Source organism: Desulfovibrio sp. ZJ746 (assembly GCF_011039155.1).
Classification (GTDB): domain Bacteria; phylum Desulfobacterota; class Desulfovibrionia; order Desulfovibrionales; family Desulfovibrionaceae; genus Desulfovibrio.
Window position 1 is genome coordinate 498,869 of the sequence record NZ_JAAKEK010000001.1, and the last position, 20,459, is coordinate 519,327.

A 20,459-nucleotide genomic window follows, 5' to 3' on the forward strand; every position below is an offset into this window, starting at 1 on the left:
GCGGCCGCGGCGCCGCGCTCAGGGCCCCGGCGCGCGCAGCATGTCCTCGGGGATCTTGCGCCCGCGCGGGATGGTCTCCATGGCGAGGTCATGGAAATAACCCGCCTTCCCGAGCAGCCAGCCGGCGTAGGCCGTCATGACGGCATTGTCGGTGCAAAGCCTGGGCGGCGGCACGAGGCAGCGGCCGCCGCGTGCGCGCATGAGTGCCGCCGCGCGCTCCCTGAGCAGGCTGTTGGCGGCCGCGCCGCCGGCCAGGACGAGGGTGCGGATGTCGGGGTTCCGCCGCAGGGCGCGCTCCGTCTTGGCGCACAGGGTGTCGACCACGGCCTCGTTGAAGGCGGCGCAGAAATCGCGCAGGGCCTTTGGGGCTTCCTCCGGGGAGGGCAGGGGCCTGGGCCACCGCTCCGGGCAGGACTTTTCCAGCCAGAGGGCTGCCGCGGTCTTGAGGCCGCTGAAACTGAAATCAAGGGTGTCGTTGTCCAGATAGGGCCGGGGCAGCGCGATGTCGCCCGGGTCGCCCGTGCGGGCGAGCCTGTCGAGCAGCGCGCCGCCGGGATAGGGGAGCCCCGCGAGCTTTGCCGCCTTGTCAAATGCCTCGCCGGCGGCGTCGTCCAGGGTGCGGCCCAGGGTGAGGAAGCGCCAGGGCGCCTCCATGCGGTAGATGTGGGTATGGCCGCCCGAGACCAGCAGCCCGAGCGAGGGGAAGGCCAGGTCATGGTCGATGCCCGCTGCCAGCAGGTGCGCGTGCAAGTGGTCGACGCCGAGGAAGGGCACCCCGAGGCCCAGGGCGAGGGCCTTGGCAAAACCCACGCCCACGAGCAGGCTGCCGAGCAGCCCGGGCCCGCGCGAGGCGCAGACAAGGTCGATGGCGGCGGGCTCAAGGCGCGCGCGCCGCATGAGCTCGTCAAAGAGCGGCCCCATGTAGCGGTAATGCTCGCGCGAGGCCAGTTCCGGCACGACGCCGCCGAAGAGGGCGTGGATATCGGCCTGGCTGGCGAGCACCGAGGCCAGCGGGCGCCCCGCTTCCACGAGGGCGAGGGCGGTCTCATCGCAGGAACTTTCGATACCGAGAACGAGCATGCTCAACCGAAAATGCGCGGGCGCGAAAAGTTCCGCCCCCCACCCGGAGCCCTCAGGACGGGGAGGAGGGCGGAAATCCGTTCAGGAAGAGGTGAGGCGGGCTAGGATTGTTCGGCGTAGATGCGCTCCACGGCCTCCACGTCCTTGCGCGAGCCGATGAAGAGCGGCGTGCGCGCGTGCAGCCGGTCGGGCTTTTTCTCAAGGATGCGCTGGCGCCCGTCGCTGGCCCTGCCCCCGGCCTGCTCCGCGAGGAAGGCCAGCGGGTTGGCCTCGCACATCATCCGCAACTTGCCCTCGGGCTTGCGCTGGTCGGCCGGGTACATATAGATGCCGCCGCGAAGCAGGGTGCGGTGAAAGTCCGCCACGAGCGCGCCCACATAGCGGGCGGAATAGGGCTTGCCGTCCGGGCTCTCGCAATTGTGGAACCACTTGACCACCTCGCGCGTGGGCTGGTCCCAATAGCGCCAGTAGCCTTCGTTGACGGAATAGATATAGCCTTGCTCGGGGATCTGCATGTCGGGATGGGAGAGCAGGAACTCGCCCACGCCCGGGTCGAGCGTGAAGCCGTGCACACCCTGGCCGGTGCTCAAAACGAGCATGGTGGAGGGGCCGTAGAGGATGTAGCCCGCGCCCACCTGCTGGATGCCGGGCTGGAGTACCTCATCCACGGTCACTTCGCCGGTGTTGCCGGCGGGGCGCCGCAGGATGGAGAAGATGGTGCCCACATCCACATTGATGTCGATATTGGAGGAGCCGTCCAGCGGGTCGAAGATGAGGATGTAGTCGCCGCGCGGAAATTCGGGCCCGACGCGGATAAGCTCGGCCTCTTCCTCGGAGCTCATGGCGCAGAGCGCGCCGCAGCGCTCCATGCGGTAGATCATGATCCTGTTGGCGATGGCGTCCATTTTCTGGACATCCTCGCCCTGGACATTGACTTCGCCGGTGCCCCCCAGAATGTCGAGCAGGCCGGCCTTGTTGATGCGCCGCGCGATGGATTTGCCCGAGAGGATGAGGTCGTAGAGCAGGCCGGTGAACTGGCCCGTTGCGTGGGGCGAACGCTTCTGGTGCAGGAGAAGGTGCTCGGTAACCGTAATGTCAGCCATGAGAGCCTCCTTGGTTGGCCGGGCGCCCATGGCCCGGCATGGCCCGCGCGCAGGGTCGCGTGCGGGCGTCCTTGACAACAGTTCCTCAGTTGCGCGGCCCGAAGGGACTCGGCCTGCCCCCGGGGAGCAGCGCCGGCCCGGACTCGGACCCGGAATTTTCCGCAGGCGCGGCACTCTCCGCGGGCGCCTCGGGCGTGGCTTGCGGCGTCTCCGCGGGCCGCTCCTCGGGAGCAGCCGTTTCAGGGGCTGCGGGCGCTTCGGGCGCGGGCGAGGCCTCGGCGGGAGCAGCCGACGCCGCATCCTGCGTCGTTGCCGCCTCACGCGGGCCGAAGGGGCTCGGGCGCGCGGGCGCCGCCTGTTCCTCGTCGCGCGGGCCGAAGGGGCTGGGCCTGCCGCCCGGCAGGCTCGGCATCTCCTCGTCGGGGATGAGCTCCAGCGCCGGGGCCTGGCGCTGCGGCTTGGGCGCCGCCGGGCGCCGCGGCCGCTGGACCCGCTCCACCTGCACGTTCTCGCCTTCAAGCTGGCGCTCCTGCACGCGCCGGCGCTCCCGGGCCTTGCCCTTGAGCAGCACGCTGTCGCGGCTGCCGGGCTCAATGTCGTTGGGCGCCTTGCCCGTGCGGGGCGCGCCCTCACCGCCGGACACCGCATCGGCCGGCGTGGGGGCGGGTTCGGCGCCCTCAAGGGCGGAGCCACCCGCCAGCGCCGCGTCGGGCGCCTGGGGCTCGAAGGCGGGCACGGCGCCCTCCTCCTTTTTGGTGCGTTCGGGCAGGGGCGGCGGGGGCAGCTTTTCGCGCTCCTGCGGGAAGAACTGGGCGCCCTGCTGCACGTCGCCATTGCCCTCGGGGAAGTCGCCCTTTTCGGGCACCGCAAAGATGAGTGGCAGGTTGCCCAGATAGCGCACGAGATAGAAGAAGGAGCCAGTGGCGTTGGTGCAGGTGCCGGCGGTGCTGTGCTTGACGATCTCGCTCCAGTCGAGGCCGGCCAGGGGCGTGGCCGCGAACTCGTACTTGCCCGGCCAGAGCAGGGCCGCGGGCGAGAGCACCACCATGTCCTCCGGGTGCTCGGAATAGCGCATGAGGGCGCGCATGTCGAAATACGCGACCACGATGCCGAGGAAGTCCACCCCGTCATAGAGCGGCGTGGCGAGCATGATCTCGGGGCCCAGCGGGCTTGGCTGCACATCGGCCCTGAGCGCGCGGCTGTTCTGCTTTTTGTCTTCGTAGAGCAGGGGGATGAAGTCGAGCTCCTTGAGGGCGTCCGCCGGCTCCTGGCCGAGGATGGTGCCGTCGTACTTAACGCCGGCGAAGCCGCTCAGCCAGGGGAAGGTGGCGAAGAGATTGCTGAGCCATTCGCGGGTCGGGGGCTTGTCGGCGTTCTGCATGACGCGCTCAAGTTTGCCCAGCTCCACGTCGATGCCGATCATGCCGGTGGAAAGCGCGAGCGCCTGCGGCGGCAGGTTGCCCTTTTCCTCATAGTCCACGCTGGCCGGCGGGCTCACATAGGTGTTCCAGAGCCCCTTGGTGGTCTTCCAGACATTCTTGGTGGGCTGGTAGGCGTTGCAGCCGCAGAGGACGCCCACCGCGAGCAGGATGAGCAAAGCGCGCATACAGAAATGTGACACCGTGATTCTCCGATTCTCCCATACCTTGTGCGCCAGGGAGGGCCGCTCAGCCCCTGGCCCTGGCCTCCACCCGTTCCGCAAGGGCCTCAAGCATGCTGATGAGCCGGTCGGTGCTCCGGCCGTTCTCCTCCTCGGCGGGGGCGGCTGGCTGCGGCGCTTCGGTCTGGTGGCCGAGGCGCGCGGTGAGGGTGGCGATGCGGTGCTGAAGGTCCGCGCATTCCTCGGGGAGGGTGGCCGCGGCCGCGAGCTCATTGTAAATATCCAGCGCGCCGCGGATGTCGCCCTGCTCGGCGAGCACTTCGGCCATGGAGCGCGTCCTGAGCGAGAAATGCTCCTCGCTGTCATCCTCGGGATGCGCGGTGTCGGCCGAAAGGGTGCTTGCGGCCTCAGCGGGCGCTCCTTCCCACAGCGGAGCGGCCGCGGCTTCCTCAATGCTCACTTCGCTGGCCGCCGGGGCCGCTTCCATGCGCTCTTCCACGATCTCTTCCGCAGGCGCGGCGACAGGCGCAGGCGGAGCTTTAGGCGCGGCTGCCGCGGGCTTCATGGGTTCGCGGGCCGGGGCGGCTGCCCGTGGGGCGCCACCCTGCTCCAGGCTGTCCAGCCCGCGGTTGAGCACCTCGTGCAGCGAAAGCGGGCCGTGAACGAAGTGGGCCGCCAGAAAGCGCAGCACCGTGGCCGTGTCCGCCTCGCCGTCCACTTCGGAAAGGCAGGCCGCCCACGCCTGCCAGAAGCCGGCATAGGCGGAAAACATGGCACTCAGCCGTTCTATCTGCCGCGCGCAGGCATCCTGCCGGCCGGTCCTGTACAAAAGCTCGATGAGGAAGAGCCGGGCTTCCAGAAATTCGCTGTGGCGCTCGAGGCCGTGTTCCAGAGCGGCGATGGCTTCGTCATCGCGGCCTGCGTCGGCGAGCAGCCGGGCGAGCGGGAAGAAGACCTTGGAATTGGGCTCGAGCTCGAGCACCTCTTTATACCATTCAATCTTTTCCGTCATGGGCCGGGGCTCCGGGGCTGGTTTGGGCCGAGCTTCCAAAGAGGTAGAGCACCTCGTTGTCCCGCATGTAGTGCAGGCGCTGGCGGATCATTTTTTCCACATACTGGCTGTCGGACTGCAAGAGCCGGATATCCTTGCTGAGCGCCCTGTTCTGGGCGTCGAGGTCGCTTATCTGGGTGAGCAGGGCGGCGTGCTGGCGCTTGAGGTCGCGGTATTCCACAAGCCCGGTGGGGCCCCATATCATGCGGCTGAACAGGGCAAGGTTGAAAACACCCAGAATGAGCAGGATGGTGACGCGCCAGAACATTATTGCAGCAGCCGCTGGCCGTGGGCGTTCCAGCGGGGGGAATGCCCGAGTTCCGCAAGCAGGGTGCCGGTGACGCCTTCGAGCCGCCGGACATCTTCCTCCGCCAGATTCATGCTGTCGATGCGCGTAAGGAAGCTCTTGAGGGAGGCGAAATCCTCGTCAAAGCTGCGGCCCGCACCGGCGGCGCGCATGCCCGGTTCCAGCTCGAGGATCGTCTGGATGCAGTTCTTGAGGCGGATCTGCAACCTGCTCATGCCGATTTTCCCGAAGTGACGCTGGCAGCGGCATGCCGGTAGAAATACCGGCAATAGTTGACGCCCGAGAACACGGCCACGGCCATGGAGGCATAGAGCAGCGCCTCGCCGATGGGCCAGAGCCTGAGGCCGAAAAAGGGATAATGGAGCGTGATGGGGATGATGGCCGCGATCTGGAGCACCGTCTTGGCCTTGCCGAACTTGTCGGCGGCGAGGACGATGCCCTCGTCGATGGCCATGGCGCGCAGGCCCGTCACCACGAGCTCGCGGCAGACGATGACGATGACCACCCATGCGGGCGCCCAGTCCAGCTCAACGAACATGATGAGCACGGAGCAGATGAGCACCTTGTCCGCCAGGGGGTCAAGGAATTTGCCCATGCTCGTGACCATGCCGGCATGGCGGGCGATATAGCCGTCCATCCAGTCGGTGATGGCGGCGAAAATAAAGACCAGCGCGGCCACGATACAGAGCTTCGGCCCTTGGAAATACAGGAGGACGACGACGAGCGGCGCCATGAGGATGCGCAGCAGGGTGATTTTATTGGCAAGGTTGAGCATTGCCTCTCGCTCGCGCTGATAGGGGGTGTGCCTTCCTTTGAGGCATAGCATAAAGCCACGCAGGAGAAAAGAGGAAAAACGCGGGCGACAGCCGGGCGTGCATGGAGTTGTGCGGTTGGGGGCATGGAACGCGCCCCTGTGATGTGGAAGCCGACCCTGTTGTGAGGCAACGGCGTGCGAGGGCGCCGACAAAATGTGGCCGCCGGCCCTCTCTTCTTCAGGGCTTTCCGCCGGTTGCGTTTCGCCCAAATGTAGACCACTCTGCCGTGTGACGCACGCGCGCAGGAGTTTCGCAGGGCGCCTCGGGTGCCCCTGCGCTGCCGGCCATCACTGTCTTCCCCACCGCATTTCCTGAGGAGCTGATTTTGGATCGGGAAAAATATATTTGCCGCGTGACCCTGGCGGGGAGCGCCGTCAACCTGCTCCTCGTGGCCTTCAAGTTCATTGCCGGCATCCTCGGGCACAGCTCGGCCATGGTGGCCGACGCCGCTCATTCGCTCTCCGACTTCGCTTCGGATGTCATCGTCCTCCTGTGCCTGCGGGTGGCGGGCAAGCCCGAGGACGAGGACCACGCCTACGGCCACGGCAAGTTCGAGACACTGGCGTCCGTTGCCATCGGCCTCCTCCTGCTTGCCACCGGCATTGGCCTGTTCTGGGACGGCGCGGGGACGATCCTCGCCTTCGCGCGGGGCGAATCGCTCATGGCGCCCACCGGCCTCGCGTTGGCGGCGGCGGTGATCTCGCTCATCGTGAAGGAAACGCTCTATCACTATACCATGGCGGCAGCCAGAAAGGCCGATTCCTCAACGCTCAAGGCCAATGCCTGGCATCACCGAAGCGACGCCCTGAGCTCCATCGCGACGCTCGTCGGCATTGGCGGGGCCATGCTCCCGGGCGAGGGCTGGCGCATCCTTGACCCCTTGGCTGCCTGCCTCATCAGCATCTTTATCGTGGTGATGGCCTTTTCGCTCATGAAACCGGGCATCGACGAACTCATGGAAAAGTCGCTTCCCGATGCGGAAAGGGCGGAAATCGAGCACATCATCGCCTCAACAGAGGGCGTTCTCGGCTTCCATCGCCTGCGTACGCGGCGCATGGGCGTGAACCGCGCCATCGAGGCGCATATAAAACTGGATGGCAGCCTTTCCTTGCGTGAGGCGCATGACATTGCCTCGCTGCTCGAGAAACGCTTGAAGGACCGCCTCGGTGAGAAGACGCATGTGGGCATCCATATGGAGCCCGCCGCTGCGCAGAAAGCACAGGCATAGCGCGTGGAGGGAAAACCCCGCGCGTGTGGCGCCCCGCGTCAAAGCAGCACGGGGCCGATGCTGTTGAAGATCCAGCCAATGAGCGTGAATATCACCCACAGGCAGCCGATGAAGAGCGCCTGAAGCCGGAAGGTCATTATCTGTCGCAGAAGCATGACTTCCGGGATGCTCGCCGCCACCGCGCTCATGCAGAAGGCGAGCGTGGTGCCGAGCGGCAGGCCCTTCAGCAACAGGCTCTCCATCACCGGCACGATGCCCGTCACATTGGAATACAGCGGTATTGCAAGAAGCACGGCCCCGGGCACCGTCCACCATTGGCCCGCGCCGAGGTGCTCGGCAAACCAGTTGTCGGGCACAAAACCGTGCAGCGCGGCCCCCGCGGCAACCCCGAGGATCACCCATTTCCAGACGCGGGCGAAAATCGAGCGCATCTCGCCCCAGGCAAAGACGTGGCGCTGGCCAATGCCCAACTTCTGGCTTTTCCCGCTGCGGGCGAGCAAGGGAGGAGGGAGGCGCCTGGCATCGAGGATGAAGGGCTGGAGCCAGCGCTCCGCCCTCATGGCATCCATGAAAACGCCGCCGGCCATGCCCGCAACGATGCCCACAAGCACATAGAGGAAGGTGAATTTCCAGCCGAGGAGGCCCCACAAGAGCACCACGGCGATTTCATTGATGAGCGGCGATGTGATGAGAAAAGCCATGGTGATGCCGAAAGGAATGCGCGCCGTGGTGAAGCCGAGGAACAAGGGTATGCTGGAGCAGGAGCAGAAGGGCGTTATGGAGCCGAACAGGGCCCCGAGAAAATACCCGAGAACGCGCCGCTTGCCTACAAGATATGCGCGCACGTGCTCCACATGGAACGAAGCGCGCAGCCATGCTATTACATAGATGAGCGCAAAGAGGAGCAAGAGGATTTTTGCCGTATCATAGAAGAAAAATTCGAGCGCTTGACCAAGATGCGAGCCGGGGGAGAGCCCGGGCAGGGAAAAGACGAGCCAATGGGCAGCCGGCTCAATGGCGCAATAGGCGAAAGCCCAGAGGAGGGCGACAGCCGCAGCCTTGAGGATATACCGGCGCCTCCCTCCGGCACCCTGAGCTGTGTCGCCCGGGCGCGTCGCTGGCCTTGAACAACAGCACGTCGCCGCTTCGTTGCCGGGCGGTGCCGGTTTTTTCTGGGTCGAGGATAAACGAGGGTCAAGCGGAGTCATGAGCACCCCTGATGTTTGTCTTTTTGGCTAAATTGCAAAATATTGAAGTGGAAGTCAAGTATCGCGCGCAGCATAATCCCGTACACATGAGCCCAGTTTCGTAGGAGCACCCCCGGCCCTGTCTCGAAGGATATGCCTTTCCCGAAAGCGGCAGACTGCCGGGGCCGTGGAAGGAGGGGCCCTACCGCGACTGCACTGCCTTGAGCTGTTCCCGTGCTTTCTGCTGAACCGCGGCGGCTGTGCAGTGGAGAAACTGGTCCAGGCAGCCCAACCGCAGGCGGTAATAGATGCTCGTCCCGCGTTTTTCGCTCGTGACCACGCCGGCTTCACGCAAGACGGCGAGATGCCGCGAGATGGTGGACATGTCATCGCCCACCAGTTCCCTCAGTTCGCAAACGCACTTCTCGCCATCGCGGAGGGCGTCGACCATGAGCAGGCGGCTGGGATGCCCCAGAGCCTTGAATATTTTTGCCTGCTCGGCGATGGAGCGTTTATGCCGCTCTCGCATGGAATCCACACCGCACCGGCTTCCTGCCTGAAAAAGGGACTGCACAGTGCTGCGACTTGAGAAGAACGCGGGTTCTTGAACAGGTGGTGGGAGAGAGTGGTGCGCCCGGCAGGAATCGAACCTGCGGCCTACAGCTTAGGAGGCTATCGCTCTATCCAACTGAGCTACGAGCGCACGTCGGTACTGGTAGGCCGGAAAAGCCCGGCTGTCAAGGTTTTTGTGAAATGGAAGGCGGCCCCCCCCTTAGGGGCCGGCCGGTTCGGCTGTTCCGGGGGGTGAAAATGAAAAAAGGCGCTGCCCCGGTGGTGCAACGCCTTTTTGCCAAGGGTGGCGGTATATCGGGCAGCGCGAGCCGCTATTTCTTTGTGGCAGGCGCCGACAGGGCCTCGAGGCTGCTGTCGCAGGCTTCGGCGATGGCGTCCGCCAGCGCAAGGAAGGCTGCCTTGGCCGGGCAGTTCCCTTCGAGGTTCACCACGGGCACGCCCCGGTCGGCGGCCACCACCGTGGCCGGGTCCAGCGGGATGGCGCCCAGGAAGCGGATGCCGCAGCTTTCAGCCAGCTCGCGGCCGCCGCCCTTCTTGAACAGGTCGATCTCGGTGCCGCAATTGGGGCACACAAGGCCGCTCATGTTCTCCACCATGCCGAGGATGGCCGCATCGGCGTACTGGAGGAAGTTGATGGCCTTGCGCACATCGGCGAGCGAAATCTCCTGCGGGGTGGTCACGACCACGCACTGGGCGTCCGGGATGCTTTTCAGCACGGTCATGTGCTCGTCGCCGGTGCCCGGAGGGGAGTCGATGAGCAGGTAGTCGAGCGCGCCCCATTTGACATCGGCCAGAAATTGCCGGATGGCCGAGGCTTTCTTGGGGCCGCGCCAGAGGATGGCCTGGTCCCTGTCCTCAAGAAAGGAATCCATGGAAATGACCGAGAGATCGTCCGTGCACACGGCCGGCAGCATGAGCCCGGTTTCCGGGTCGATCTCCACCGCGCCCTTGAGCCCGAGCAGGTTGGGCACGCTCGGCCCGTGCATGTCCACATCGAGGATGCCGACCTTGTGCCCGTGGGCGGCGAGGGCGGCCGCCGTATTGACGGTGACGGAGCTTTTGCCCACGCCGCCCTTGCCGCTCATGACGAAGATCTTGTGGCGGATGCCGGCGAGGGTCTGGGCGATGCGCCTGTCCTGGAGGGCGAGCTGGTCATTGCAGTTGCCGTCGCCGCCATGGGAGGTGGAGTGCGAGCAGGACGCGCCCGAGGGGCAGGAGGAGCAGGAGGACATGGCGGTTCCTTATGGCTGGATGTTGAGGGGCGCTTGGCGCTCATGGGCGCCAGCCGTGGTCGCCCACAAGGTCCACAAAGATGACGGGGCCCAGGTCTTCGGTATCGGTGCGCCCGAGGTGCTTGCGCACCCGCAGGAGGCGTTGCGTGCGCGGCCGCGAGCCAACCGGAATGACAAGGATACCCCCCTCGGCCAGCTGGTCAAGCAGCGGCGCGGGCACCTCGGGCCCCCCCGCGGTGACGATGATGCGCTCAAAGGGCGCGGCAAGGGGCAGCCCCTTGGTGCCGTCGCGGCAATAGGTGCGCACGGCGGAAATTTGCAGCGAGTGCAGCAGGCTGCGCGTGGCGTTGTGCAGCTTCTGCATGCGCTCCAGCGAAAAGACCGTACAGCCCATGGCGGCGAGGACGGCCGCCTGGTAGCCCGAGCCTGTGCCGATCTCGAGCACGCGCATGCCCGGCTCTGGCCCCAGCATGGCGGTCATGAGCGCGACGATGGACGGCTGCGAGATGGTCTGCCCGAAGCCGATGGGCAGCGGCGTGTCCTCATAGGCATGCGCGCGGAGCGCCTCCTCCACGAAGAGGTGACGCGGCACAGAGCCCATGGCCGCAAGCACGGCCGGCGCCTCCACCCCGCGCTGCGCAAGCTGCCGGGCCAAGCCGTCCACCATGCGCTGCCGCAGCCGCCTGGGGTCCACCTGCGGCGCGCGCGGGGCACGCCTTTCCTCTCCGGTAGCATGCGGATGTCTGCCACTGTACATATGCCGGAAGTGAGAACAGATTTTCCGGCGCAAGTCAATGCGCGGCGCGGTCGCGCGGCGGGGCGGCGCGCCATGCCGTCTTGAAAAAAACAGGCCGCTGTGCAACCATTGACGCCTGTTGCAAGGAGTTGCCGATGCGTACCACAAGCATCCTTTCCATGGCGCTGGCGGTCCTCGTCATTGGCGCGCTGGCCGTTGGCGGTTATGTGTTTTTCAAGGACCTCGACGGCCCCACCATCCAGATAACGCCGGCCACCGGCCGCGTTTCGCCGGCCACCGTCCTTGAGGTCACCATGAAGGACCCGGCGGGCATCCGCTCGCTGGTGGTGGGCATCCGCAAGAACAACGTCCTCAATGTCATTTTCAACCGCCATTTTGACGACTATCTGCCCGAGCGCACGGTGAGCGTCCCCCTCAAGGACGCCCAGTTGCGCGAGGGCGCATTCGAGATGGAGATCCGCGCCACTGATGGCTCGCTCGCCGGCTTCGGCCAGGGCAATACCCGCACCGAGCTTGTCCCCATGCGGCTGGACACCCAGGCGCCGCGCATCTCCGTGAGGACGCTGCCGCCCAATGTGCGGCGCGGCGGCTCTGCGGTCATCCGCTATACCATTGATGAAGAGGTCAGCCGCAGCGGCGTGCTCATTGCCGGCTATTTCGTGCCCGGCTATCTGCAGAAGGACGGAAGCTATCTCTGCTTCTTCCCGTTCCCGTATACCATGACCGCGCGCGACTACAAGAATTCTGTGGAGATCACGGCCACGGACCTCGCCGGCAACACCACCAAGAGCCGGCTTTCGGTCATGGCCTTTGAGCGCACGTTCAAGAGCGACAATATCGACCTCAAGGACAACTTCCTGCAGGCGGTGGAAAACAAGCTCAGGCACCTCGCGCCCGGCGCCGCCAATCCCCTGGAGTGCTACCTCTATATCAACAACGAGGTTCGCGCGGCCAATGTGCAGACCCTGCGCGAACTCAGCCGCGACACCGCCGCCGCCATCCTCTGGCGCGGGGCCTTCCTGCGGCTGCCGCGCTCCGCCGCGCGCGCCGGCTACGCGGACCACCGCTTCTTCCGTTACCAAGGGCAGCTCGTGGGCGAGTCATACCACCTGGGCTTTGACCTCGCCTCGGTACGCAATGCCGAGGTGCCCGCCGCCAACAGCGGCCGTGTCATCTTCACCGCGGAGCTCGGCATTTACGGCAACCTCATCGTCATTGACCACGGCCTCGGGGTCATGTCCCTCTATTCGCACCTGAGCGAGATCCTCACCGAGGCGGGCAAGGTGGTGAACAAGGGGCAGGTCATCGGGCGCACCGGCAGCACGGGCCTCGCCTTTGGCGACCACCTGCATTTCGGCATTCTCGTGGGCGGCGTCGAGGTCACGCCGCTGGAATGGATCGACCCCAAGTGGATTCGCGACAATATCGTGGAGCGCATCGGCGCGGAGTTCTTCGCCGGCAGCTAGGCGCCGGTTTTTCCGGCTTTCCCTGAAACTTCGGCCAAGTGTCCGAAAAAAGCCCCCGATGGCACGGGGGCTTTTCCTTTGCGGGAAGTGGCGTGGGAGACGTGGCGCCCTAGGCCGCCTGCGTCCGCGCATGGCTTACCGCATGGTGCGCCCGGTGCTGGTGGGGCCGGCAGAGCTTGCTCATGAGGCGCAGGTACTGCATGTGCTTGCTGAGGAAGAAAGCCAGCGGCGGCGAGAAATTGCGTCCCAGAAGGCCGTCCACCAGCATCTGGCTTATCTCGCGTTCGCGCGTGAGCACGAGCTGCGCGCGCGCGAGCACGTGGCGGTCGGCGTCGGGCATGGTAACGAGCATCTTGCGGAAGGCATCCTGCGCCCGCGGCTGGTAGTACCAGAAATACATGAGGTCGAGGGCGTTGATGATGAAGGCCTTTTCAAGCTCCCGCCCCCTTGAGCCGCCGTGCCCCTTGAGGCCGCCCGGGCGCGCCAGCATGACGAGGGCGTCTTCCTGTGGGAAGAGCAGCTCGAGGCGCGTATAGCAGGCGAAGACATTGGCGATCTTGCTCTTGTAGTCCCAGCGGCGCATGCGCAGGTTGACCTGGCTGTCCGCATAGCCCTCGATGATGGCCGCCACCGTGTCGGACGCCATCTTGGAGACCACGGCCGCGCTCGGCACGAGGTAGATCTCCGGTTGGGCCACGCCCACGGCGAGGAGGAGCTGGAAGAGCAGGAAATCATACAGCGAGGACACCGGGATGGCGAGGCCGCTGCGGAAGAAGTTGCCGATGGCCGCCTCCTTGGGGAAGCCGCGGAAGACATTGTGCGCGCAGATGTAGAAGCCGTTGACGATGTTGAGCACCGTGAAGACAAGGGTGGAATGGTTTTCCACCGAATAGCCGAGCCAGTCCTGCAAGAGCCACACGCGCACCATGACTTCGAGGAGCAGGACGGAAATGCCCGTATACATCAGCGAATCGCAGATCCTGCTGATGCTGACCTGGTCCTTCCAGTGGATGAGCGTGCCCCGTGAAAAGCCGTTGGCCGCGAACATCATCTGCACCACGTTGCGCACGCCCGTGATGCCGAACCAGATGAAGGTGCCGAACCAGGCGAGGAACCACCAGTCCTGCGTATAGATGAAGGAGAAAAAGGCCGGGATGAAGCCCAAAAGCACCTTGAGCCAGTTGCTGATGGAGCTGTTGAGATAGGTGAGGCCGAGGCGCGTATGACCGCCGGACTTGCTCTTGCCGAGCAGGTCGTTCTGCCGCGCCTGGTTGAGGCCGCCCAGGTTGGCGATATTGCCGTGCTTGCAGATGCGGCAATACTCGCTGGCCGTTTTCCATTCGCTCTTGCGCTCCATGCCCAGGTGCCGGCAGCCGGGGATGCGGCGGAAATGCGCGGCCAGCCGCTGCCAGAAGGTCGGGTTTTCCGGCTCGCGGAAAATTTCCGTCTCTTCCACCGGCGAGCAGAGGGGAATGGGCCGCGCCTGCTGCGGCTTGCGCCTGAGCTCGGCCAAGGCGCGCGGGGAAAGCGTCTCCTTGAGAACCAGGCCCATGCCGTAGGAGCGGCGGCCGCCCGAACTGGTGCCCAGGCGCGACTTGAGCGGGCTGTGGCGGTAATGCTCCCAGAGCTTGGGCACATTGCGCAGGATATTCTTGAACTTGGCCGCGCGCGCGTCGTCGCCCACGCGCTCAAGGTGCCGCCCCATCTGGCGGATCATCTGCTTCACGCGGGGGCCGAGGCCGAGGTTGAGGGCCCGCTGCAATTCGCCGATGGCCTCAAGGTCGTGCAGGCGCCCCTCCAGCCACGCGCGCATGTTGAAGATCTCGAGATGGGTGATGGCGCCGTGGCAGTCGGAAAGTATCTCGGCCACGTCCTCCACGCGCAGGTCGGTGAGGCCCAGCACGAGGCGATAGCCGGGATTGAGCTCCTGGAGCTCGCGCACCAGCTCGTGCGGGGAGAGGCGCAACAGTTCCGGCACGTCCTCGAGGCCCGGCTGGAGGAGTTCGCGCACTTCGGGCAGCGCCTCGGCGCTCAGCCATTCGTCGGCGATGATGTCCGCGCTCAGGTTTTCCAGCGCGTCGATCTCTTCCTTGGCCGCGCTGCCCTCGGATGTGCCCCCGGCGATGCTCTTGGCCAGGCGCTCCGCCCTTTCCCGCGCCGCAGGCAGGACATGGCGGTGCAGGAATTCGGAAAGATGATGCATGGAGGGCTGGCCGCGGCCCACGAAATCGAGAAAGTCCTGCTGGTCGAGGGGAGGCACCTCCACGCCCCAGGCTTCGGACAGGCGCGGCCGCTCCCGGTCGTTCCAGGCGTTGAGGATGCGCAGGATGCGCGCCTTTTTCCAGCTGAGGACCTCGCGGCCCTTCTTCATCATGTCCGCGAGCTTGGGGTTGTGGAGAAATTCCAGGAAGTCCTCGTTGGAGCTGAAACCGCGCGGTATCCAGAACAGGCGCGCATAGTGCCCGTAATAGGGGACCTGGTACTCGATGCCGATACGCACGGTGAGGCCGGTGATCTCCGAAGCGCGCAATATCTCCCGCGCGGCGTCCGGGGGCACCCAGTATTCGTAGCCGATGGTGATGTCGCGGATGCCCTTGATCCAGGCGTCCATGATGAGGTGCGTGGGCGTTTTGCGGCCCTTGGTGTTGGCGTCGTAAACGTGGTCGTCAAAGGCGATCTGGTTCCATTCCTCGGGCATTTCCGGCAGGTGGTAGCGCGCGAGCATGTGCCGCACGATGCGCGGCGTGCCCTGCACGGTGCGCCGGAAGTCATGCGCCAGCTTGAGCTGGGTCAGGCGGTCGCCATGGGCGCGCACCATGTCTTTCATGATTTGCATGAGCACGCGCGCGGTATTGCGCCGAAGCAGCGAGTGGGCGCTGTTGAGCACCTCGTCGTAGAGCACCTCGAGGGCGAGCAGCCTGTCCCTGGCCTGTGCGTCGCCCGCCTCGAGGTTGCGGAGCAGGTTGACGACGGCCGAGGCCATGCGCGCCACCGGGCTCGCCGCCAGCTCCTTGATGCCGTGGGGATGGAGATTCGGGTCAAAAAGGCCGTTGTCGGACGGGCCGGTACGCGAATCAAGGATGTGGTTGACGAGGGCCAGGATGTCCCTGTCCTGCTTGTCAAAATAGATGTCGCTCCAATGTTCCGCCACGCCGCGCCCCCTTGCTGGCCGCCGTGTTGAATCGCTCACCGGCAAATGCCCGCCGGGGCGCGGAAGGCTGCCCACCCTCGCGCGCCCCGTGAGCCGTGTCCTGCGCTAGATGAATTCGTCCATGCGGCCCGAGCGCACCTTCTGGAGAAGGCGCTCCGCCGCACCGCGCTCATGCTCCGGCAATTGCTCCAGCTTTTCGGCGATGACCTTTTCGCCGAGCTGGCGCGTGTAGGGCGTGGCGTAATTGATGAGGAATTCCATGAAGCCGGCCATGGAATTGGGCCCGCACTGGGACTTGATGCTGCCGTTGCGCACGAGGGAGATGAATTCCCGGCCGCTGCGGCCGAGGCGCGGGCAGGCCGTGCAGAACGAGGGCAGGTGCCGCGCTTCTTCCAGAAGGAAGCGCACCACCTCGTCGAGGTGGCATTCCTCGCCGATGGGGAAGGGCGCTTTTTCGCCGGGGGCGTCCGTCCAGCTCTCATAGGGGTTGGCGACACTGCCGGTGAGCAGTTGCGAACAGCCGATATTGCAGGCCTCGCGCCACACGCCGGCGGGCTCGCGCGTGGTGAGCAGGATGCCCGTATACGGAATGGCCAGGCGCGTGATGGCCACCGCGCGGAGGAATTCATCGTCATTCAAGGCATAGGGCGCCTGGAAGTCGCAGCCGGGCGCGGGGCGCACCCGATGCAGGTTGACGGTGCGCGCGCCCGCGCCGTAGGCCTGTGCCAAGTGCGCGGCGTGGGCGGCGAGGCCCAGAAGGTCGAATTCCCACGGGCCGAGGCCGAGCGCGAGCCCGAGGCCTACGTCGGGCATGCCGGATTCGAGCGCCACGCTCGGGCCGGCGAGGCGGCCGGCAAAGTCGCTCTTGGGGCCGTCAGGGTGGGCGTTGTGATAGCTCTTTTCGTGGTAGGTTTCCTGGTAGATGTTGACCGTGCCCGCCTCGGTGCGCTTGAGCACCGCGTATTCTTCCGGCGTGAGCACGCCGAGGTCGAAATTGACGCGCCTGATCTCGCCCATGCCGTCATAGAGCCTGAGCAGGGCCTCCGTGGTCTCGGCCCAGTACTCCACGTCGGATTCGGTGCTCTGCCCGCTCACGAGCACCACGCGCTTGTGACCCTGGCGGATGAGCTTGCGCGCGGCCTCGCGGATCTCAGCCGGGTTGAGGCGCTTGCGCTGGACCGCGGTATTGCCCTTGCGCGAGGCGCAATAGCGGCATTCGCTGGCACAGGTGTTGCTGACGTGCAGGGGGGCGGTGAGCACGATGCGGTCGCCATAGACCTTTTGCTTCACAAGGTCGGCGGTGCCGAAAATGAGGGTGAGGTCCTCGGGCTTCCGCACGCGCAAAAGGGCCACGATCTCGTCCGGGCCCAGAGGCTCCAGGGCCAGGGACTTGTCGAGGATGTCGCGGACGACCGCGGTTTCGGGCGCGCTTTCACGGGCAAGTGCCGTTTCGATGGCAACGGGGTCCAGCCAGGACGGAGCGGAAGCGGAAGTGCCGGGCATGAGTGCATCCTTCAGGTGGCAAAAGGTGAGCCCGCGGCCATGGGCTGCGGGAAGGGACGGATGTCTGGATGGCGGAAATCTAGCATGTTGCGGAACAAAACGCCAGCCGCAAGGAATGCGCCCGCGTCAGGACAGGTTGCGGGCCTGTCGGGAGCGCCGCTTCTTGGGCTTGGCCGGCGCCGCGGGGGCCGGTTTTTCCGGGGCGGCCGGCGTGAGGTCTGGCGGGGGCGGGATGTGCGGCACATTGCCGGCGCTCCCAAGGTGCCGGAGAAAGAAGTCCGTGAGCGCGGCGTCGAGGCGGCGCCCCAGGGCCGAGCGTGTTTCGGCCGTGACCGAGGTGCACAGCTCGGGGAGCTCCGCGGCGATGGAGGGCGGGCACGGGGCCATGAGTGCCCCGGTATCGGCCTCGGGGAGCTCCAGCACCGTGGCCTTGAGCCCGGGCAGGCGCGCGATGGCGCCGGCATGGAGCTCGGCCCTGTCCACCTTTTCCGCCCCGGCCACCACGAGCAGGAGCGGCGGATAAAAATGGCGGAAGGATCCGGGCCCGAACAAAAGCCCGTAGCCGGGCGCCACCGCGGCCACGGCCTTGACGCGCTGGTCGGCAAGGCTGCGCGTGAGGGGGAAGCCCGCGCAGATGGCGTCGATCTTGCCCCTGACCCAGGGATTGCAATAGGCGTCTCCGGGGCCGGCCCGCGCGCAATACTGGCCCCAGGGCGCGCAGTCGGGGAGCGCCCCCCCGAGCAGCAGCGCCGCGGCCGCCCCGGTGCCGAAGCCGAGCACGCCGATGCGCGCAGGGTCGATGGAGGCCGAGAGTTCCTTGTCCGCAAGCAGCACGTCGATGGTGCCCGTGAGCTCCTTCACCCGGTTTTCGAGCTGCGCCCAGGTGAAAAGGTCGTCCATGTTGTGCATGCTGTCCCGGGCGTGGGCCGGGGCGGCCACCACGAAGCCGCGCGCCGCGAGCCTGGCCGCCGTGTCGTGATAGGAAAAGCGGGTGCCCGGCGTCGCGTGCGAGAGCAGGAGCAGGGGAAAGCGCCCCTCGGCCGGGCGCCCGTTGCGCGCGGCGTAGAGCGTCCACGGTGTGTAGCTGAGTTCGCGCGGCGCGCGGGTGCCCGGATACCAGACATTGATGTCCAGGCGCAGGGCCGGCTCGCCCGTGAGCTCCCCCAAGGTGCGGAAGGCCGGCTTGTATGCCTCGGCGGCGTTGGCGCCCGTGATGGACGCCTGCAGCAGGAGGAGGGCGGAGAGGGCGGCCGCGCAGAGCCGCGTCCAGTGATGGCAGCGCATGGCGCCTGTTGTGCCACAGGCGCCCGTGGGGTACAAGAGGCGGGCGGGGCGCCGGCGCGGCTTCGCGCAGCGTGCGGACGCCGGGCAAGCGCCCGCCCAGCCGCGGCCCCCAGCAGGAGTGAGTGATGGAAACATTGAGCTTTTTCCTGGATTTCGTGCTCCACATCGATGTCCACCTTTTCGAGCTGGTGGACCAGTACGGCATGTGGATCTACGGCATCCTGTTCGTCATCGTGTTTTGCGAGACAGGGCTTGTGGTCACGCCCTTCCTGCCCGGGGACTCGCTGCTTTTCGCCTCGGGCGTGGTGGCCGGGGCGGGGCTCATGGGCTACCCCGAGATCATGCTCGTCCTGCTCGCCGCGGGCATCAGCGGCGACGCGGTGAACTACTGCATCGGCCGGCATGTGGGGCCGCCCATCTTCGCGCGCGACACAAGGTTCATCAAGAAGGAATACCTGCTCAAGGCGCACCATTTTTATGAGCGCCACGGCGGCAAGGCCATCGTGCTCGCGCGCTTCATCCCCATCGTGCGCACCTTCGCGCCCTTCGTGGCCGGCATCGCGCTCATGAACCCGGCGGTGTTTTTCTTTTACAACATCATCGGCTGCCTGCTCTGGGTGGGCGCGCTCGTCTCCGCCGGCTTCTTCCTCGGCAACCTCGCGTGGGTGCGCGAGAATTTCAGCCTCATCGTCTATGCCATCATCCTCATTTCCGTGCTGCCGGTGGCCATCGAGCTCGCGCGCGGATGGCTCGGGCGCGGGAGGGAAGCCCCGGCGCACAAGGAGGACGACGATGGCTCCCGCTAATAAAGGCCCGGCGCCGGGCACTGAGCCGCCGGAGGGGCGGGGCGCGCCCAAGGGGCTGCGGCCGCATATCGCCCTCGTGGGCCGGCGCAACGCGGGCAAGTCCTCCCTGCTCAACGCGCTGGCCGGGCAGGCCGTGTCCATTGTGTCGGAAACGCCGGGCACCACCACCGACCCCGTGGCCAAGACCATGGAGCTCGCGCCGCTCGGGCCCGTGGTGCTGCTGGATACGGCGGGCATCGATGACGAAGGCGCCCTCGGCGGCCAGCGTGTGGAGCGCACGAAGAACGCCCTGCGCGGCGTGGACGCCGCCCTGCTCGTCACGGACAGGGGCCGCTGGGAGGCGCCCGAGCGCGATCTGGCGGCCCTGCTTGAGGAACTGGCCATCCCCTTTGCCGTCATCCGCAACAAGGCGGATAGGGATGGGGAGGGGGCAGATGAACTCCCCGGGCAGCATGGCGAGATCCCCGTATCCGCCAAGTCGGGCGCCGGCGTGGGCGCCGTCGTGGCGGCGCTCGCGCGCATCCTACCCGAAGCGGCGCTTGCGCAGCCGCCGCTCCTCGCGGACCTGCTGCCCGCAGGGGCGCTCGCCGTGCTGGTGGTGCCACTGGATTCGGGCGCGCCCAAGGGGCGCCTCATCCAGCCGCAGGTGCAGGCTATCCGTGACTGCCTGGACGGCCATGCCAGCTGCCTCGTCACCACGCCCGGGGAATATGCGGGCGCGCTTGGGCGGCTGGCCGTGCCGCCGGATCTTGTCATCTGCGATTCGCAGGTCGTGCGCGAGACAGTGGCGGCCACGCCGGAGGATGTGCCCCTGACGACCTTTTCCATCCTCATGGCGCGCCTCAAGGGCGACCTCGCCGAGCTCGCCGCCGGGGCGGCCGCCCTGGAGGGGCTTGCGCCCGGTGATACGGTCGTCATCCAGGAGGGCTGCTCGCACCACCCGCAGGCGGACGATATCGGCCGTGTCAAGCTGCCGCGGCTGTTGCGCGCGCTGGCCGGCGGGGACGTGAAGGCGGTGGTCGCCGCGGGCACGGAATTTTTCGCCTACCCAGAAGGCGCCCGGGCCGTCATCCATTGCGGCGGCTGCGTCATCACGCGGCGCCAGATGCTCGGGCGCATGGCCGCCGCCCGAGGCATGGGCCTCCCCATGACCAATTACGGCGTGGCCCTCTCGCTTGGGCAGGGCGTGCTCGAGCGCGCGCTGGCGCCCTTTCCCGACGCGCTTACCGCCTACCGGGAGGCCCGGGCCAGGGCGCGGAGAGGGGAGCCCGGCACGCGCCCGGGGCGCGCCTGAGGCTTGCCAGCGCTGGCGCCAG

18 protein-coding genes and 1 tRNA gene are annotated in these 20,459 nt (G+C 66.5%); 4 read left to right on the top strand and 15 right to left on the bottom strand.

Annotation, left to right across the window (positions count from 1 at the left end; all coding sequences use genetic code 11):
- Positions 1–18 precede the first annotated feature (18 nt).
- The 7 genes from tsaD to pgsA form a co-directional block, all read right to left on the bottom strand.
- Positions 19–1,080 (bottom strand): tRNA (adenosine(37)-N6)-threonylcarbamoyltransferase complex transferase subunit TsaD, encoded by a 1,062-nt coding sequence (tsaD, locus tag G7Y54_RS02270; protein WP_165076712.1) that lies wholly within the window; start codon positions 1,078–1,080, stop codon positions 19–21.
- Positions 1,081–1,181: 101 nt separating this feature from the next.
- Positions 1,182–2,183 carry a class 1 fructose-bisphosphatase gene (gene fbp, locus G7Y54_RS02275; protein WP_165076722.1) on the bottom strand — a complete coding sequence of 334 codons (1,002 nt, stop codon included), beginning with the start codon at positions 2,181–2,183 and terminating at the stop codon, positions 1,182–1,184.
- Between the two features lie 85 nt (positions 2,184–2,268).
- The gene (locus G7Y54_RS02280) at positions 2,269–3,789 is read right to left on the bottom strand and encodes a hypothetical protein (RefSeq protein ID WP_165076724.1); all 1,521 of its coding nucleotides are present in this window, start codon (positions 3,787–3,789) and stop codon (positions 2,269–2,271) included.
- Positions 3,790–3,850: 61 nt separating this feature from the next.
- On the bottom strand, positions 3,851–4,795 hold the full coding sequence (locus G7Y54_RS02285) for a tetratricopeptide repeat protein (RefSeq protein WP_165076726.1): 945 nt from the start codon (positions 4,793–4,795) through the stop codon (positions 3,851–3,853).
- A complete protein-coding gene (locus G7Y54_RS02290) occupies positions 4,779–5,102 on the bottom strand; it encodes a septum formation initiator family protein (RefSeq protein WP_165076729.1) in 324 nt (107 codons plus the stop codon). The genes G7Y54_RS02285 and G7Y54_RS02290 overlap by 17 nt, the downstream gene beginning before the upstream one ends.
- Positions 5,102–5,356 (bottom strand): hypothetical protein, encoded by a 255-nt coding sequence (locus tag G7Y54_RS02295; protein WP_165076731.1) that lies wholly within the window; start codon positions 5,354–5,356, stop codon positions 5,102–5,104. The genes G7Y54_RS02290 and G7Y54_RS02295 overlap by 1 nt, the downstream gene beginning before the upstream one ends.
- The gene (gene pgsA, locus G7Y54_RS02300) at positions 5,353–5,916 is read right to left on the bottom strand and encodes a CDP-diacylglycerol--glycerol-3-phosphate 3-phosphatidyltransferase (RefSeq protein ID WP_165076734.1); all 564 of its coding nucleotides are present in this window, start codon (positions 5,914–5,916) and stop codon (positions 5,353–5,355) included. Before pgsA ends, G7Y54_RS02295 begins: the two co-directional genes overlap by 4 nt.
- Before the next feature lie 365 nt (positions 5,917–6,281).
- Here pgsA and G7Y54_RS02305 point away from each other — a divergent pair, with 365 nt between their 5' ends.
- On the top strand, positions 6,282–7,184 hold the full coding sequence (locus G7Y54_RS02305) for a cation diffusion facilitator family transporter (protein ID WP_206214872.1): 903 nt from the start codon (positions 6,282–6,284) through the stop codon (positions 7,182–7,184).
- Between the two features lie 38 nt (positions 7,185–7,222).
- On the opposite strand, the gene G7Y54_RS02310 is transcribed toward G7Y54_RS02305, so the two are convergent.
- The 5 genes from G7Y54_RS02310 to G7Y54_RS02330 all read right to left on the bottom strand — a co-directional run bounded on the left by G7Y54_RS02310 (position 7,223) and on the right by G7Y54_RS02330 (position 10,843).
- Positions 7,223–8,392, bottom strand: a complete 1,170-nt coding sequence (locus G7Y54_RS02310; RefSeq protein WP_165076736.1) for a permease — start codon at positions 8,390–8,392, stop codon at positions 7,223–7,225.
- Positions 8,393–8,573: 181 nt separating this feature from the next.
- A complete protein-coding gene (locus tag G7Y54_RS02315; protein ID WP_165077952.1) occupies positions 8,574–8,900 on the bottom strand; it encodes a metalloregulator ArsR/SmtB family transcription factor in 327 nt (108 codons plus the stop codon).
- 97 nt (positions 8,901–8,997) lie between these two features.
- A tRNA-Arg gene (locus G7Y54_RS02320) sits at positions 8,998–9,074 on the bottom strand.
- 181 nt (positions 9,075–9,255) lie between these two features.
- On the bottom strand, positions 9,256–10,176 hold the full coding sequence (locus tag G7Y54_RS02325; protein WP_165076738.1) for an Mrp/NBP35 family ATP-binding protein: 921 nt from the start codon (positions 10,174–10,176) through the stop codon (positions 9,256–9,258).
- A 40-nt stretch (positions 10,177–10,216) separates the two neighbouring features.
- On the bottom strand, positions 10,217–10,843 hold the full coding sequence (locus tag G7Y54_RS02330; RefSeq protein WP_241159329.1) for a protein-L-isoaspartate(D-aspartate) O-methyltransferase: 627 nt from the start codon (positions 10,841–10,843) through the stop codon (positions 10,217–10,219).
- Between the two features lie 224 nt (positions 10,844–11,067).
- Here G7Y54_RS02330 and G7Y54_RS02335 point away from each other — a divergent pair, with 224 nt between their 5' ends.
- On the top strand, positions 11,068–12,399 hold the full coding sequence (locus G7Y54_RS02335) for a M23 family metallopeptidase (RefSeq protein WP_165076742.1): 1,332 nt from the start codon (positions 11,068–11,070) through the stop codon (positions 12,397–12,399).
- A 109-nt stretch (positions 12,400–12,508) separates the two neighbouring features.
- Here G7Y54_RS02335 and G7Y54_RS02340 read toward each other — a convergent pair whose 3' ends face one another.
- The 3 genes from G7Y54_RS02340 to G7Y54_RS02350 all read right to left on the bottom strand — a co-directional run bounded on the left by G7Y54_RS02340 (position 12,509) and on the right by G7Y54_RS02350 (position 18,337).
- Positions 12,509–15,550, bottom strand: coding sequence for a hypothetical protein (locus G7Y54_RS02340; protein WP_165076745.1), 3,042 nt, complete (start codon positions 15,548–15,550; stop codon positions 12,509–12,511).
- A gap of 105 nt (positions 15,551–15,655) precedes the next feature.
- Positions 15,656–17,053, bottom strand: a complete 1,398-nt coding sequence (gene hydG, locus G7Y54_RS02345) for a [FeFe] hydrogenase H-cluster radical SAM maturase HydG (protein ID WP_165076747.1) — start codon at positions 17,051–17,053, stop codon at positions 15,656–15,658.
- A 126-nt stretch (positions 17,054–17,179) separates the two neighbouring features.
- On the bottom strand, positions 17,180–18,337 hold the full coding sequence (locus G7Y54_RS02350; RefSeq protein ID WP_165076750.1) for a dienelactone hydrolase family protein: 1,158 nt from the start codon (positions 18,335–18,337) through the stop codon (positions 17,180–17,182).
- 125 nt (positions 18,338–18,462) lie between these two features.
- On the opposite strand from G7Y54_RS02350, the gene G7Y54_RS02355 reads away from it, so the two are divergent.
- Both G7Y54_RS02355 and hydF read left to right on the top strand, forming a co-directional pair.
- Positions 18,463–19,143 carry a DedA family protein gene (locus G7Y54_RS02355; RefSeq protein ID WP_165076754.1) on the top strand — a complete coding sequence of 227 codons (681 nt, stop codon included), beginning with the start codon at positions 18,463–18,465 and terminating at the stop codon, positions 19,141–19,143.
- Positions 19,130–20,437: a [FeFe] hydrogenase H-cluster maturation GTPase HydF gene (gene hydF / locus G7Y54_RS02360; RefSeq protein ID WP_165076758.1), complete on the top strand. Its 1,308-nt coding sequence runs from the start codon at positions 19,130–19,132 to the stop codon at positions 20,435–20,437. Before G7Y54_RS02355 ends, hydF begins: the two co-directional genes overlap by 14 nt.
- The last annotated feature ends 22 nt before the right edge of the window (positions 20,438–20,459 follow it).